This window comes from Hydrogenophaga sp. FW305-3-2-15-A-LB1 (genome assembly GCF_058787875.1).
Genome location: NZ_JBYTAE010000049.1, coordinates 13,797 through 28,187, shown reverse-complemented (window position 1 = coordinate 28,187; position 14,391 = coordinate 13,797). Strand labels below are relative to the sequence as shown.

The 14,391-nt window shown below is 68.4% G+C and carries 11 protein-coding genes; 2 read left to right on the top strand and 9 right to left on the bottom strand.

Translation table 11 applies throughout. The annotated features are described in order from the left end of the window. Positions 1-2,148 (bottom strand): thiamine pyrophosphate-dependent enzyme, encoded by a 2,148-nt coding sequence (locus tag AC3WPZ_RS16050; RefSeq protein WP_444688334.1) that lies wholly within the window; start codon positions 2,146-2,148, stop codon positions 1-3. Positions 2,149-2,270: 122 nt separating this feature from the next. Here AC3WPZ_RS16050 and AC3WPZ_RS16045 point away from each other — a divergent pair, with 122 nt between their 5' ends. Both AC3WPZ_RS16045 and AC3WPZ_RS16040 read left to right on the top strand, forming a co-directional pair. Then, the gene (locus AC3WPZ_RS16045) at positions 2,271-3,203 is read left to right on the top strand and encodes a LysR family transcriptional regulator (RefSeq protein WP_382323517.1); all 933 of its coding nucleotides are present in this window, start codon (positions 2,271-2,273) and stop codon (positions 3,201-3,203) included. A 13-nt stretch (positions 3,204-3,216) separates the two neighbouring features. Further along, complete coding sequence (locus AC3WPZ_RS16040) at positions 3,217-4,017, top strand: 2-keto-4-pentenoate hydratase (protein WP_492440519.1); 801 nt, start codon at positions 3,217-3,219, stop codon at positions 4,015-4,017. Here the strand turns inward: AC3WPZ_RS16040 and AC3WPZ_RS16035 are convergent. From AC3WPZ_RS16035 to xdhA, 8 genes are read right to left on the bottom strand one after another with little or no spacing between them, the layout of a single operon-like run. Continuing rightward, positions 4,014-4,517, bottom strand: coding sequence for a nucleoside deaminase (locus AC3WPZ_RS16035; protein ID WP_444688336.1), 504 nt, complete (start codon positions 4,515-4,517; stop codon positions 4,014-4,016). The two genes, AC3WPZ_RS16040 and AC3WPZ_RS16035, sit on opposite strands and share 4 nt — an antisense overlap. Next, complete coding sequence (locus AC3WPZ_RS16030) at positions 4,514-5,434, bottom strand: ABC transporter permease (RefSeq protein ID WP_492440542.1); 921 nt, start codon at positions 5,432-5,434, stop codon at positions 4,514-4,516. The genes AC3WPZ_RS16035 and AC3WPZ_RS16030 overlap by 4 nt, the downstream gene beginning before the upstream one ends. Next, on the bottom strand, positions 5,434-6,537 hold the full coding sequence (locus tag AC3WPZ_RS16025; protein WP_492440516.1) for an ABC transporter permease: 1,104 nt from the start codon (positions 6,535-6,537) through the stop codon (positions 5,434-5,436). The genes AC3WPZ_RS16030 and AC3WPZ_RS16025 overlap by 1 nt, the downstream gene beginning before the upstream one ends. Further along, on the bottom strand, positions 6,527-8,116 hold the full coding sequence (locus tag AC3WPZ_RS16020) for an ABC transporter ATP-binding protein (protein ID WP_382323513.1): 1,590 nt from the start codon (positions 8,114-8,116) through the stop codon (positions 6,527-6,529). Before AC3WPZ_RS16020 ends, AC3WPZ_RS16025 begins: the two co-directional genes overlap by 11 nt. Before the next feature lie 36 nt (positions 8,117-8,152). After that, a complete protein-coding gene (locus AC3WPZ_RS16015; protein ID WP_382327235.1) occupies positions 8,153-9,238 on the bottom strand; it encodes a BMP family ABC transporter substrate-binding protein in 1,086 nt (361 codons plus the stop codon). Positions 9,239-9,286: 48 nt separating this feature from the next. Further along, positions 9,287-10,408, bottom strand: a complete 1,122-nt coding sequence (gene xdhC / locus AC3WPZ_RS16010) for a xanthine dehydrogenase accessory protein XdhC (protein WP_444688338.1) — start codon at positions 10,406-10,408, stop codon at positions 9,287-9,289. After that, on the bottom strand, positions 10,405-12,765 hold the full coding sequence (gene xdhB / locus AC3WPZ_RS16005; protein ID WP_382323510.1) for a xanthine dehydrogenase molybdopterin binding subunit: 2,361 nt from the start codon (positions 12,763-12,765) through the stop codon (positions 10,405-10,407). The genes xdhC and xdhB overlap by 4 nt, the downstream gene beginning before the upstream one ends. Further along, the gene (gene xdhA, locus AC3WPZ_RS16000) at positions 12,762-14,246 is read right to left on the bottom strand and encodes a xanthine dehydrogenase small subunit (protein ID WP_444688339.1); all 1,485 of its coding nucleotides are present in this window, start codon (positions 14,244-14,246) and stop codon (positions 12,762-12,764) included. The genes xdhB and xdhA overlap by 4 nt, the downstream gene beginning before the upstream one ends. Positions 14,247-14,391 lie beyond the last annotated feature (145 nt).

Sequence of the window (14,391 nt, the reverse complement as noted above, 5' to 3'; positions counted from 1 at the left end):
TCAGGCCGGCTGCAGCAGGCCGATGAAGAAGCGGTTGAAGCGGTCGGTGAGGCGGTCCCACCAGCTGGGGTGCGTGACGATCTCGATCTTGTGGAACGAGGGGCACAACACGGCGGCGTCGGCCACCTCGCCGCACAGGCCGCAGCCCACGCAGCCGTTGGTGACGTGCGCCACGGGTTCGCGCCGCAGCGGATCGTTCGTGGGTTTGACGGTGAGCGTGGGGCAGCCCGAGAGGCGGATGCAGGAGTGGTCGCCGGTGCAGGTGTCCTCGTCCACACCGTAGCGCGTGCGCACGCTGCGCAGGCCTTCCTTGAGGCGGCGCGCGCGGATCGGCTTGAGGCGGCGCTGGCGTTCGAGCTGGCACTCGCCTTCGGCGATCACCACCTTGAGGCCCTTGAACGGCGAATTCACCGCCTCCTTCAAGACATCGCGCACCTTGGAGACGCGGTAGTTGTGCACCGTCTTGACCCACTTCACGCCCATGCCCTGCAGCGTGTTCTCGATCGTCATCTCGTCGGCCGTGGCGCTGGAGCCTTCGGCCACGCGCTTGGCTTCGGAGGCCGGCGTGGACATGGTCTCCTGCGTGCCGGTGGCCGAGGTGTAGCCGTTCTTCATGATCACCAGCACGCCGTCGCCCTGGTTGAGCAGGGTCGAGCTCACGCCCGAGAGCAGGCCGTTGTGCCAGAAACCGCCGTCGCCCATGATGGCGATCGGCCGCTTGGCCGAGAAGTTCTTCACCGCCGCGCTGGACGCCATGCTCATGCCGTAGCCGAGGATGGAGTTGCCGAACGAGAACGGTTCGAAGGTGGCGAAGGAATGGCAGCCGATGTCGGTGGAGATGTGCAGCTTGCCCACCTCGCGCTCGACCAGCTTGAGCGCGGCGAACACCGGGCGCTCCGGGCAGCCGGTGCAGAAATTGGGTGGGCGCGCGGGCACGCCGCCGCCGAGTTCGGCCAGCGCGCGCTCGCGCACCTCGGCCAGCTCGGTGCTGAAGGTGGTCGCCGCGGTGGTGTCCAGCGTGGGCAGGTGCTCGCCCACGAAGGCCGTGAGGCCTTTCAGCAGGATCTCGGCCGTGTACTCGCCGCCCATGGGCAGCAGGTCCTTGCCGTGCAGGCGGGTCTGCAGGTCGGCGCGGCGCAGCTGCGTGGCGATGTCCTGCTCGATGAACTCGGGCTGGCCCTCCTCGATCACCAGCACCGCGCGCTTGCCGGCGCAGAAGGCGGCGATCTGCTCGGGCACCAGCGGGTACACCACGTTGAGCACCAGCATCGGAATGTCGCTCTCGCCCGTGCCATTGGCCAGGCCGGCCTGCTGCAGCGCGCGCATGGTGGTGTTGTAGAGCCCACCCTGCACGATCAGGCCCACCTCGCCGTGGCGCCCGTCGAAGTGCTCGTTCAGGCCCGCTTCCTCGATGAACTTGCGCGCCGCCGGCATGCGCACTTCGTACTTGTGCTTCTCATGGCGGAAGGTGGACGGCGGGTGCGAGAGGCGGTCGTAGCTGAACGAGGCCGCCTCCTGTTGCAGCAGGCGGCTGGAGATGGCGGGCGCGATGTTGTCGCTGGCCACGAAGCTGCCCTGCACGTGGCAGGCGCGGATGCGCAGCTCCATCATCACCGGCGTGTTCGAGGCCTCGGAGAGTTCGAAGCCCTTCTCGACCATGCGCACGATGGTCGGCAGGTTGGGGCGCGGGTCCATGAGCCAGAGCGCGGACTTCATCGCGAAGGCGTGCGTGCGCTCCTGGATCACGCTGGCGCCTTCGCCGTAGTCCTCGCCCACCACGATCAGCGCGCCGCCCATCACCCCCGGCGAGGCCAGGTTGGACAGCGCGTCGGACGCGACGTTGGTACCGACCACCGATTTCCAGGTGACCGCACCGCGCACCGGGTACATGATGGACGCGGCCAGCATCGCGGCCGCCGAACTCTCGTTCGTGCAGGCCTCGACGTGCACGCCGAGTTCGTCCATGTAGGGCTTGGCCTGCACCATCACATCGAGCAGATGGGAGATGGGTGAACCCTGGTAGCCGCCGACGTAGGTGACGCCGGACTGCAGCAGTGCCTTGGTCACTGCCAGAATGCCTTCGCCGTGGAAGGTCTCGCCGTGGCCCAGCTTGAGGGCCTCGATTTCGCTGTGGAATGAACGTTCCAACCGTGGGTCTCCTGTCGTTATGCCCGGCAATGTAGGCGCCCCATCCCCATCTGACAAATGGATTGATCTGATGTGGTGTATTCACGGCATGGATAATCAGGGCCAACCCTGAGAGGCTCGCCATGAACTTCCGCCAACTCGATCTCAACCTGCTGCGCGTGCTCGGCGCGATCCACCGCACCGGTTCGGTGACGGCGGCCGGCAAGGCGCTCGCGCTCTCCCAGCCCGCCACCAGCAACGCCCTGGCGCGCCTGCGCGACTACTTCAAGGACGACCTGTTCGTGCGCTCGCCCGGCGGCCTGCAGCCCACGCGCCTGTGCGAGCGCGTGGCACCCGAGGTGCAGGCGCAGCTGCAGATGCTCGAAGCCCTGGTGAGCGTGCGCGACGACTTCGACCCCGCGCGCAGCGAGATGCGCTGGCGCCTCTCGCTGTCGGACCTGGGCGAGATGATGTTCCTGCCGCCGCTGGCGGCGGCCCTGCGCCAGCAGGCGCCGCAGGCGCACGTGACCAATGTGTCGGTGGCGGCGGAGGACGTGCCGGCCGCGCTCGAATCGCGCGACATCGACTTCGCCATCGGCATCCTGCAGCCGCGCCACCGCGGCGTGCGCGCCGAGCTGTTGTTTCGCGAGCACTACGTGGCGCTGACCTCCTCGAGCTGGCGTCCCGCCTCGGGGCCGGCGGGGCGCACGCTGAGCGCCCGCCAGTTGTCCGAGGCCTCGCTGGTCGTGGCCTCGCCCACCGCCACCTTCCACGGCAGCGTCGAAAAGATGCTGGTGCGCATGAAGCTCTCTGAGCGCATCGTGCTGCGCGCGCGGCACTTCGGCGCCCTGCCCGAGCTGGCGCTCAACACCGACCTGCTGACCATCGTGCCGCAGATGTACGCCGCCAACCTCGGCCAGCGCCACGACCTGCGCGTGTGGGAACTGCCGCGCGCGGCCGCGCCCAGCTACGAGGTGCGCCTGGTCTGGCATGCCAGCACCGCGCAGGACCCGGCGCACCAGTGGATCCGCGCCCAGGTGCACCGCCTGTTCGGGCGCGCCGACACCAGCGCCTGACTATGATGGGCCCATGAACCCGCAGACCCTGCTCGACCACCTGGACCAGGGCCGCCTCTGGCCCGCCCCGCTCAGCGCGCAAGCCGGCTTCGATCTGGACGCCGCCTACGCACAGGCCCTGGCGGTGCGCGACCTGCGCCTGGCGCGCGGCGAGCAGCCGCGCGGCTACAAGGTGGGCTTCACCAACCGCACGATCTGGGCACGCTACAACGTGTTCGCGCCGATCTGGGGCACGGTGTGGGACACCACGCTGACGTTCTGCGAGGGCGAAGGCCGTGTGTCGCTCGAGCGCAGCTGCCAGCCTCGCCTGGAGCCCGAGACCGTGTTCGGCCTGAAGGCCACGCCCGCAGCGAACGCCACACTGGACGATCTGTTCGACGCCATCGACTGGATCGCACCGGGCTTCGAGATCGTGCAGTCGCACCTGCCCGACTGGAAGTTCCTGCCGGCCGACACCGTGGTCGACGGCGCGCTGCACGCGCATTTGCTCGTGGGCCCGCGCGTGGCCTTGAGCGGGCTCGCGAGGAACGCCGACGAACTCGATGCGCTGCTGGCCAACGCCGGTGTCACGCTGCTCAAGAACGAAGAACCGGTCGAACTGGGCCAGGGCAGCAACGTGCTCGACAGCCCCTTGCGCGCGCTCAAGCACTTCATCGACACCCTGCGTGCCTGCCCCGGCGCGCCCGATCTGCGGCCCGGCGACGTGGTCACCACCGGCACCTGGACCGACGCCTGGGCGGTGCGGCCCGGCGAGCGCTGGTCGGCGCGCTTCACACCTCCCCTGCCCTCCCTCACGGTGGATTTCACCGCTTAGGACGGCGCGTCCCAGAAGCCGGCATGCGGTGCAGCTGCCTCTTCTTCCAGCAAGGGGCCGATCACCTCGATGGCGCGCTGGCCGCGCGCGAACACCTCGCGGCAAGGCAGCGAGAAAGTGGGGTTCTCGGGGTGGTCACCGGTCAGCCCCAGCAAGGCGTGCTCGGACAGCGCGTACACCACCCGGCCGATGCCGGTCCAATAGACCGCGCCGGCGCACATGCAGCAGGGCTCGGCGCTGGTGTAGAGCGTGCATTGCGCCAGTTCCTGCGGCATCAGTTGCCGCGCGGCCAGGGCGGCGGCGGCCAGCTCGGCGTGCTGGGTCGGATCGCCTTCGGGTGGCATGGAATTGTTGCCCGCGCTGGCGACGACCCGCCCCTGGGCATCGGCCACCAGGGCCGCGAACGGGTGGCGCCCGCGCGCACGCGATTGCGCCGACAAGGCGATCGCCTGGCGCAGCAACTCGATGTCGGCTTCAGAGGGATTCGTGTTCGGGTTCATGACGCGGGACGGAAGGACAGGCCCAGCGAGGCGGGTGTGTTGAGCCGGATCCGCAGCGCGTTGCTGGAGATGACGACCAGCACCACCACGGTGGCCAGGTAGGGCAGCATGGACAGGAGCTGGGACGGCACTGCGACGCCTCGGCTCTGCGCAAAGAGCTGGGCCACGGTGATGCCGCCGAACAGGTAGGCGCCCAGCAGGATGCGGCCCGGCCGCCAAGTGGCGAACACCACCAGCGACAGGGCGATCCAGCCCCGCCCCGCGGTCATGCCCTCGACCCACATGGGCGTGTACATGACGGCGAGAAAGGCACCCCCCAGGCCGGCCATGGCACCACCGAACAGGGTGGCGAGATAACGCACCCGGTTCACCGGCAGGCCCAGGGCATGCGCGGACGAAGGCGATTCGCCCACCGATCGCAGCTTCAGCCCGGCACGGCTGCGGTAGAGAAACCACCACACGGCACCGAACAGCATCCACGACAGGTACACCAGCGGCTGGTGCTGGAAGAACAAGGGGCCGATCACCGGCAGCGCCGCCAGGCCGGGCAGCGCCCAGACCGGCTGGGTGGGCAAGACGATGTTGACGTAGCTCAGGCCCGCGTAGGCGCTCAGGCCGACGCCGAAAATGGACAACGCCAAGCCGCAGGCCACCTGGTTGGCCATCAGCGTGAGGGTGAGAAAGGCAAACAACAGGGACAGCACCATGCCGGCGAGCACACCGGCCACGACGCCGATCCACAGGTTGCCGCTGGACGAAGCCGCCGCGAAGGCCGCGATGGCGCCCACCAGCATCATGCCTTCGACACCGAGGTTGAGCACACCCGATTTTTCGGTCACGAGCTCCCCCAGGGCCGCGAAGGCGATGGCGGTTCCCGCACCGATGGTGGCGACCACCACGGGCAACAGCAAGTCGATCATGCAGGGACTCCTTCACCCGCCGGCCGAGGCGCCGGCAGGGCCGGACGGACCACACGCAGGCGGTAGTTGATGAACACATCCGTTCCCAGCAGGATGAACAACAGCATGCCCTGGAACAGACCGGTGATGGCGGCGGGCAACCCCAGGCTCATCTGCGCGGCTTCTCCACCCAGATACAGCAGGGCCATGAGCAGGCTGGCCAGCACGATGCCCACCGGGTGCAGCCGGCCGACGAAGGCCACGATGATCGCGGCGAAACCGTAACCGGGCGAGACCACGGGCAGCAGCTGCCCGATCGGCCCCGCCACCTCGCCAACGCCCGCCAGGCCGGCCGCCACGCCGCCGGCCAGCATGCCCACCCACACGGTGCGCTTCGCATCGATGCCCGCGAACAGGGCCGCGGCACCCGACAGGCCCGCCACGCGCATCTGATAGCCCAGGATGCTGCGGCTCATGAAGACCCACACCAGGCCCACCACCGCCAGCGCGACGAAGAGGCTGGCGTTGAAACGCGTGCCCTCGATCAGGATGGGAAACAGCGCGCTCTGGCCGAACATGATGGTCTGCGGGAAGTTGAAGCCGTCGGGGTCGCGCCACGGGCCATAGACCAGGAAGCTCAGCACGAGCTGCGCCACGTAGGTCAGCATGAGGCTGGTCAGGATCTCGTTGGCGTTGAAGCGGGTGCGCAACACGGCCGGGATGGCGGCCCAGAGCGCCCCGCCCACGGCGCCGGCCAGCATCATGGCCGGCAGCAGCCACACGCCCTGAGCGCCATGGAAAAGAACCGCCAGTCCCCCGCCGGCGATGGCGCCCATCACCAATTGGCCTTCGGCGCCGATGTTCCAGATGTTGGCGCGAAAGCCCACGGTGAGGCCGGTGGCGATCAGCATGAGCGGCGACGCCTTGAGCGCCAGCTCACCCAGGCCGCCCAGGCTGCTGACGGGTGTCACGAACAAGGCCTGGAACGCCGCCAGCGGGCTGTGCCCGAGGTACAGGAACATCAGGCTGCCGATGACCGCCGTCAGCGCCAGCGCCACCAGCGGAGAGCCATAGCGCATCACCGCCGATGGTGCCGCGCGCGATTCGAGCTTAAGCCGCATGGCGTTGCTCCTCCCATGAGGTGTTCAAGGCGGCGGGGGCCTCGGCGCCGGGCCACAGCCCGCTCATCCACAAACCCACCTCTTCCACGTCGGTCCCGTCGCGCGCACGGACGGGCGAAAGCCGGCCCCCGGCCATCACGCACAGCGTGTCGCAGATCTCGAACAGCTCGTCGAGATCGTCCGAGATCACCAGCACGCCCACACCGGCGTCGCGCAGCGCGATCAGCGAACGCCGGATGAAGGCGCAGGCCTGCACGTCCACCCCCCAGGTGGGCTGCGCCACCACCAGCAGGCGGGGCGACAGCAGGATTTCGCGGCCCACGATGAACTTCTGCAGGTTGCCGCCCGACAGGCTCTCCGCCGGGGCCTGTCCACCGCCGCACTTGACGTTGAAGTCCACGATGCAGCGCCGCGCGAACGCCGTGATCGCGGGGGTGTCCACCAGACCGTTCCGGACGAAGCCCTTGGCATGGGCGGTCAACAAGGCGTTTTCGGTCAGCGACATGGCGGGCACGGCGCCCCGCCCCAGCCGCTCCTCCGGCACGAAACCGAGGCCGGCGCGGCGGCGCTCGGCCGGTGGCAGGTGCCCGGCCGGCGTGTCCAGGATGCGGATCGCGTCGGCGCGCCGGCACAGGGCTTCGCCCGAGAGCAGGCGAAGCAACTCCTGCTGCCCGTTGCCCGAGACGCCGGCAATGCCCAGGATTTCTCCGGCGTGGACCGTCAGGCCAACGTCGCTGAGGTCGGTGCCGAAGGGGTCGTCTGCGGGCTGGCTGAGCTGGTCCACCACCAGCACGGGGGCGCCGCGCACCGCCGACCGGGTGCCAGGCTGGCACGGGCTGACGTCCTCGCCCACCATGAGGCGCGCCATCGTGACCTCGGTTTCGCGGCGGGGGTCGCACCGCCCCACCACGCGGCCGGCCCGCAGCACGGTCGCGCCATGGCACAGCGCCCGGATCTCGTGCAGCTTGTGGCTGATGTAGAGGATGCTGCAGCCGCCCTCGGCCAGCTGCCGCAGCGTCTCGAACAGCTTGTCCACCGCCTGCGGCGTGAGCACCGACGTGGGCTCGTCCATGATGAGCAGCTGCGGGTTCTGCAGCAGGCAGCGGATGATCTCCACCCGCTGGCGCTCCCCGACCGAGAGCGAATGCACATGGCGCCCGGGATCGACCGCCAGCCCGTAGCGCTGCGAGATCGCTTCGATGCGCCGTGCCAGGTCCACCAGATCGGGCCGGCCGGGCAGACCGAGCGCGGCGTTTTCGGTCACGGTCAGCGTCTCGAACAGCGAGAAGTGCTGGAACACCATGCCGATGCCGAGCGAACGGGCGTGCGCCGGATGGGCGATCCGCACCTCCTCGCCGTTCCACCACAGGGTGCCTGCGTCCGGTTTCACCGCCCCGTAGATGCACTTCATGAGCGTGCTCTTGCCAGCACCGTTCTCGCCGAGCACGGCATGGATCTCACCGGGTTCGACGGTGAGATCCACCTTGTCGTTGGCGACGATGGCCGGATAGGCCTTGGTCAGGCCGCGCAGCTCCAGACGGGGCGCGCGGGCACGGACGATGGTTTCGAGTGGGGTCATGGGTCTTTGTGTCCTTGGGGCAGCGAGGCGGTCGCGTCAGCGCCGCGTGGGCAGGCGGCCCTGGATGCCGGCACCGAGCCAGTCGATCTTGCGCAGTTCGTCGTCGCTGGGCACCACGCCGGCGGCCACGCGTTCCTTGCCATCCTGGTCAAGAATCGGCCCCACGAAGGGATGGAAGCTGCCCGCCTTCATCTCCGCTTCCTTGCGCACCAGCAGCGCCTTGAGGTCGGTCGGCAACGAGGGGTTCAAGGCCACCATGCGGATCACCCCCTCCTTCGCACCCAGCCATGCATTGCCGGGCTTCCAGCTTCCGTCGATCACCGCCCTGGTGATGTCCACATAGGGATTCGACCAGTCCAGCAAGGCACAGGAGAGTTGCGCCTTCGGCCCGTACTTGGACATGTCGCTCTGCCAGGTCACCGCACCCACGCCGCGCTCTTCGGCCACCTGCACGGCGACGGGCGAAGACAGCACCGAGGTCAGGATGTCCGCCCCGTCGCTCAGCAGGGCGTTGGCCGCCTCGCGCTCGCGGCCCGGGTCGTACCAGGTGTTGAGCCAGACGATGCGCACCGTGCCTTTGGGGTTCACGCTGCGCATGCCCTGGATGAAAGCGGTCAGGCCGAGCACCACCTCGGGCACGGGCAGCGAGGCGATGTAGCCCACCACGCCGCTCTTGCTCATGTGCCCGGCCACCACGCCGTTCAGGTAGAAGCCTTCGTACACGCGCGCCGAGTAGACGCCCATGTTCTTGCTCGTCATGAAACCCTGCGCGTTCATGAAGACCGTGTCGGGGAACTGGGCGGCCACCTTGGCCATGGGGTTCATGTAGCCGAAGGACACGCCGTAGATCAGCTTGGTGCCGCTTTGCGCCAGTGTGCGCATCACACGCTCGGAGTCGGCGCCCGTGGGCACCTGCACGTACTTGGTCTTCACCTGCGCACCGAGCTTCTGCTCGATCGCCAGGCGCCCGTTTTCATGCTGCCGCACCCAGCCCACGTCGCCGATGGGGTTGTCGTAGAGGAACGCGACCTCCAGGGGCGCCTTGCCCTGTGCGCGAAGAAGTCCAGGCGCGGCCGCCAGGGATGCGAGCGAGAGAACGGCCGATCTGCGGGATGGGTTCATGATGGGTCCTTGGTGTCGTTGAAGTTCCATGGGCGAGAGCGTCACCCGTCAGCACTGGGTCTCGGCGATGCGCGCGCTTGCCGCGCCCGCGTTCCGCCATCCCATCGGTTCGGGGCCGCGCGCGATCTCCTCGCGCAGGCCCAGCAGTTGAGCGGCGACCGCGACAGCGATCACACCGGGCTCCTTGCCACTCACACCGTCGATGCCGATCGGGCACCGCATGCGGCACAACATGGCCCGGTCGATGCCGCGATCGGCCAGGCGGTGCTCGAAGCTGCGGCGCTTGGTGGCCGAGCCGATGAGCCCGAAGTACCGGAAATCGGCCCGGCGCAGGAGGCGCAGACTCAGCTCGAAGTCAAGCGCGTGGCTGTGGGTCATGACCAGATGGCAAGCCCCTGGCGGCGCTTCATCCACCTCGTGCTCGCCGTCGTCCGAACACAGCACGCGCACGTTGGGCGGCACCTCGCTGGGAAATTCATCGGGCCGGCTGTCCACCCAGGTCACGCGGCAAGGCAGCAGGCCCAGCACGGCGACCAGCGCTCGGCCCACGTGGCCCGCGCCATGGACCCACACGTCCAGCCCGGGAGGTTCGATGCGCTGCACGAAGCGCCGCGGCCCGTTCTTCCGCGGGGATGGCGGCCCTTCGGGTGCCGTCAAGGCCGGCGTGGTGAGCAGGTCGCGCGCCAGGCGCCACGTGGTGGCATCCGCCTCGCCGCGTTGCCAGGCGCCCGACGAGGGCGCCAGGACCAGTCGGGTGTGGGAGACCCCATCGACCACACTGGCGATCACGGCCGCTTCGCCGCGCTGCAAGGCTTGATGCAACACATCGATCCAGTCCAGCGCGGCGCCGACTTCGAGTTCGAACATCAACTCGACCGCGCCACCGCAGCATTGCCCCAGGCGCGCGCCGAGCGCGAAGGCCTGCCAGTGCGCCCCGGTGACAGCCAACCGCAGGTGCCTCCTCGCAATGGCCATGGCTTCGTGCTCCAGGTGCCCACCACCGATCGTCCCCACCGTGCCCTGCGCGGTGACGAGCATGCGCGTGCCGGTCTCGCGCGGCACCGAGCCTCGCGTCTGGACCACCGTGACCAGCACGAAGGGCGTGCCGCTGTCGCGCAACCGCGCCGCGCCATGGAGCCAGCCGCTGTCCACGGTGGAGGTGCCGTTCATGCCAGGACCGCTTCTTCGAGCCGGGGCTGGAGCGCATCGGCGCGCTCCCGCAGGTCGAGCACGCTGAACAGGATGCGCTCCGCGGTGGCGGGCGCATCAAGCTGGGGCGACAGGCGATGCCCGGCCACGCTGGCGATCGCATCGCGGATCGCATGGAACACCGAGATGCCATGCAGCAGAGGGGGCTCGCCCACCGCCTTGGACCGGTGGATCGAGTCTTCCACGTTGCCGGCCGATTCGTAGAGCGCGACGCGGAAATCACGAGGCATGTCGCTGGCCACTGGGATCTTGTAGGTCGAGGGCGCATGCGTCGTGAGACGCCCTTGGGCATTCCAGCAAAGCTCTTCCATGGTGAGCCAGCCCATGCCCTGGGCAAACGCCCCTTCGACCTGGCCCCGATCGAGCGCCGGGTTGAGCGACCGCCCCACGTCGTGCAGGATGTCGGCGCGCAGCACGCGGCACTCGCCGGTCAGAGTGTCAATCACCACCTCCGTCACGGCCGCGCCATAGACGAAATAGTAGAAAGGCCGGGTACCGCTCAGCGTCGAGCCGTTCCAGTCGAGCGTGGGGGTTCGGTAAAAGCCGGTGGCCGACAGCGAGATCTGGTGGAAGTACGCGAGCTTGACCAGTTCGGTGAACGCCACCGTGCGCTCCCCCACCTGCACCGCATTGCGCACGAACCGCACCTGCTCCTGCGGCACGCCGAAATGCTTCGCCGCGAAGTCGATCAGCCGCTCGCGGATCTGCCGCGCGGCCGCCTGAGCGGCCTTGCCATTGAGGTCGCTGCCCGAGGAAGCGGCCGTGGCCGATGTGTTGGGCACCTTGCTGGTGTCCGAGGAGGTGATGCGGATGCGGTCGACATCGATCATCAGCTCCTCGGCCACCACCTGCGAGACCTTGGTGAACAGGCCCTGCCCCATCTCGGTGCCGCCGTGGTTGAGCATCACGCTGCCGTCGGTGTAGACATGCAACAGCGCGCCCGCCTGATTGAGGTGCGGCGAGGTGAACGAGATGCCGTACTTCAAAGGCGTCAGCGCGATGCCCTTTCGCAAGTGGGCGTGGGTGGCATTGAAGGCACGCACGCGGGCCTTGCGCTCCCGGTAGTCGGCGCTCTTCTCCAGCGTGGCGACCAGATCCTCGATCACGTTGTCCTGGAGCGTCTGGCCGTAGTGCGTGACGTTCCTCGACCCGGTGCCGTAGAAGTTGGCGCGCCGCACGTCCAGCGGCTCCTTGCCGAGGTGAAAGGCGATCTCGTCGATGACCTGCTCGATGCCCAGCGCCCCTTGAGGCCCGCCGAAACCCCGGAACGCGGTGGCCGACACGGTGTTGGTCTTGCAGCGGTAGGAGTGGATGGCCACGTGCTCCAGGAAATACGTGTTGTCGCTGTTGAGCACAGCGCGGTCGTTCACGCCGGCCGACAGATCGGCCGAATAACCACAGCGGCCTGCCAGGTCCATCTCCAGGCCGAGGATGCGGCCATCGCCGTCGAAACCGACGTCGAAGCAGGTCTCGAAGTCGTGGCGTTTTCCGGTCATCACCATGTCGTCGTCGCGGTCCACCCGGAGCTTCACCGGCCGGCCTGTCTTCTGGGCCAGCAGCGCGGCGTTGCAAGCGAACAGCACGGAACCGCTCTCCTTGCCGCCAAAGCCACCCCCCATGCGGCGGCATTCGGCCACCACGTCCTTTTCGTCCAGGCCCAGCGCATGCGCGACGTGGTGCTGCGTCTCGGTCGGGTGCTGGGTCGAGGTGTAGACGTGCATGCCCCCGTCGTCGCGCGGTACCGCGTAAGCCACATGGCCTTCGAGGTAAAACTGCTCCTGCCCGCCCATGCGGAACCGCTTGCTCAGCCGATGGGGGGCCTGCTCGATGGCCTGGCGCGCATCGCCACGCACGACATGGCGCGTGGGCAGCACGAAGCTCTGGTTCGCCATCGCCTGCTGCACGGTGAACACCGGCTCCAGGTCTTCGTACTCCACCACCGCCAGGCGCAGCGCCCGCCGCGCGGCCTCGATGGATTCGGCGGCCACCGAGAACAGCGCCTGCCCCACGCATTGCACGATGCCCTGCGCGAGGATGGGTTCGTCCGCCACCACCGGCCCGCAGTCGTTGGTGCCGGGGATGTCTTCGGCCACCATGGCGGCCACCACACCCGGCGCGGCGCGCACCGCGGAGAGATCGATGGAGCGGATGCGGGCGTGGGCCCGCGTGCTCTGACCCACCGCCGCGTAGAGCGTGCCGCGCAGCTCGGGCAGATCGTCCGTGTAGTTGGCCCGGCCCGTGACATGCAGCGCACCACTGTCATGCCCGATGGATTGGCCGACACCCCCGAGCGGGTTGGGCCGTGCATCCTGGTTCATGCGAACACCTCCTCGTCAAGCACACTGATCCGGGTGTCGCCCGTGGTTTCGAAATGGAATTTGCGCAGGAGGTTGCGCGCCACCAGCCGGCGGTAGGACTTGCTGGCGCGCATGTCATCGATGGGCTCGAAGTCTTGGTCGAGCGCGGCGATGGCCTGGCGCACCGCCGCCTCGTCCCAGCGGCCCTGCAACAGGGCCGCCTCGCAGCGGGGCGCGCGGCTCGGCGTGGCGGCCATGCCGCCAAAGGCCACCCGGACGCGCTGCACCGTGCCGTCATCACCACACACCAGAGAGAACGCCCCGCACACCGCGGAAATGTCCTGATCGAAGCGCTTCGAAATCTTGTAGGCACGAACCTGCAGGCGCGGGTCGCGCAGGGGGATGCGAATGCGCTCGATGAATTCGCCGGCGGCCAGCACGTTGCGCTGGTACCCGGTGTAGAACGCGTCCAGAGGCACCTCGCGGGTGTGCGGCCCGCGCCGCAGCACCAGACTGGCATCGAGCGCCATCAGCACAGGCATCGAGTCGCCAATGGGCGAACCATTGCCGATGTTGCCGCCCAGCGTGCCCGCATTCCGGATCGGCACCGAGGCAAATCGGCGCGCCCATTCGGCCAGCTCCGGGTACTGCTCGACCAGGGGCTCGAAAGCATCCGTCAACGCCACCGCCGCACCGATCTCGAGGTGGCTGGCGCTGCGCTCGACGCGGCGCAAGGCCTCCACCCGCCCGACGTACAGCAAGGCCGGCAGGTCCTGGCGCTTCTTGGTCAGCACCAGACCAAGGTCCGTCCCGCCAGCGAGGATGCGCGCATCGGGGTGGGCCATGCGAAGCGCGGCGAAATCGTCCAGTTCCACCGGTGCCCAGAACTGCCGGCCATGGGCATCCAGCGCCACGCTTTCACCCGCATCCGCCACCGATGAAACCGGGGTGAGACACGCCGCGCCCCCCTTCGCACATTGCGGGCCGGCCTTTCTTGCCGCATCGACGATGGGCCGGTAACCGGTGCACCGGCAGAGGTTGCCCGCCAACGCGCATTCGATCTCGTCGCGGCTGGCATCGGGCCTCGACGCCAGCAGCGCATGCAGCGACATCACGAAACCCGGCGTGCAGAAACCGCACTGCGAAGCGTGGACATCGACCATGGCCTGCTGCACCGGGTGGAGATCGGCACCCGGTTTGGCCAGCCCCTCCACCGTCAGGACCTCCTTGCCGTGCAAGGTCGGCAGCAACTGGATGCAGGCATTGACCGCGCGGCGGCGCACGCCCTGACCATGCGGCTCGCTCACGACCACGGTGCAGGCGCCGCAATCGCCTTCGGCGCAGCCCTCCTTGGTTCCGGTGAGCGCGAGCGCCTCGCGCAGGTGATTGAGCAAGGTGCGGTTGGGATCGGGGTTGTCCAACCGGTGGGGCTGGCCGTTCACCACGAAGTGGATGCGCGACGGCGCCGCGGGTGGCAACGATGGCTGGTTCTCGCTTGGCATGGATTCCTCGTGGCTGAAACGACAGGCGTTCGATGGCGGCAAGTCTTTCACTGTCAACAATTAATGTCAACATAGTAAAAACGCTAGTGTTAACATTTTTTGGCCGCATAAAATCCGGCACCACCCTGACGGGTGCAAGCAGCCC

Bases quoted from the DNA above. Each gene is read 5' to 3' on its own strand.
- xdhC (WP_444688338.1), bottom strand. From the start codon at position 10,408: ATGAACGGCACCTCCACCGTGGACAGCGGCTGGCTCCATGGCGCGGCG.
- AC3WPZ_RS16015 (WP_382327235.1), bottom strand. From the start codon at position 9,238: ATGAACCCATCCCGCAGATCGGCCGTTCTCTCGCTCGCATCCCTGGCG.
- AC3WPZ_RS16035 (WP_444688336.1), bottom strand. From the start codon at position 4,517: ATGAACCCGAACACGAATCCCTCTGAAGCCGACATCGAGTTGCTGCGC.
- xdhA (WP_444688339.1), bottom strand. From the start codon at position 14,246: ATGCCAAGCGAGAACCAGCCATCGTTGCCACCCGCGGCGCCGTCGCGC.
- AC3WPZ_RS16020 (WP_382323513.1), bottom strand. From the start codon at position 8,116: ATGACCCCACTCGAAACCATCGTCCGTGCCCGCGCGCCCCGTCTGGAG.
- AC3WPZ_RS16025 (WP_492440516.1), bottom strand. From the start codon at position 6,537: ATGCGGCTTAAGCTCGAATCGCGCGCGGCACCATCGGCGGTGATGCGC.
- AC3WPZ_RS16045 (WP_382323517.1), top strand. From the start codon at position 2,271: ATGAACTTCCGCCAACTCGATCTCAACCTGCTGCGCGTGCTCGGCGCG.
- xdhB (WP_382323510.1), bottom strand. From the start codon at position 12,765: ATGAACCAGGATGCACGGCCCAACCCGCTCGGGGGTGTCGGCCAATCC.
- AC3WPZ_RS16040 (WP_492440519.1), top strand. From the start codon at position 3,217: ATGAACCCGCAGACCCTGCTCGACCACCTGGACCAGGGCCGCCTCTGG.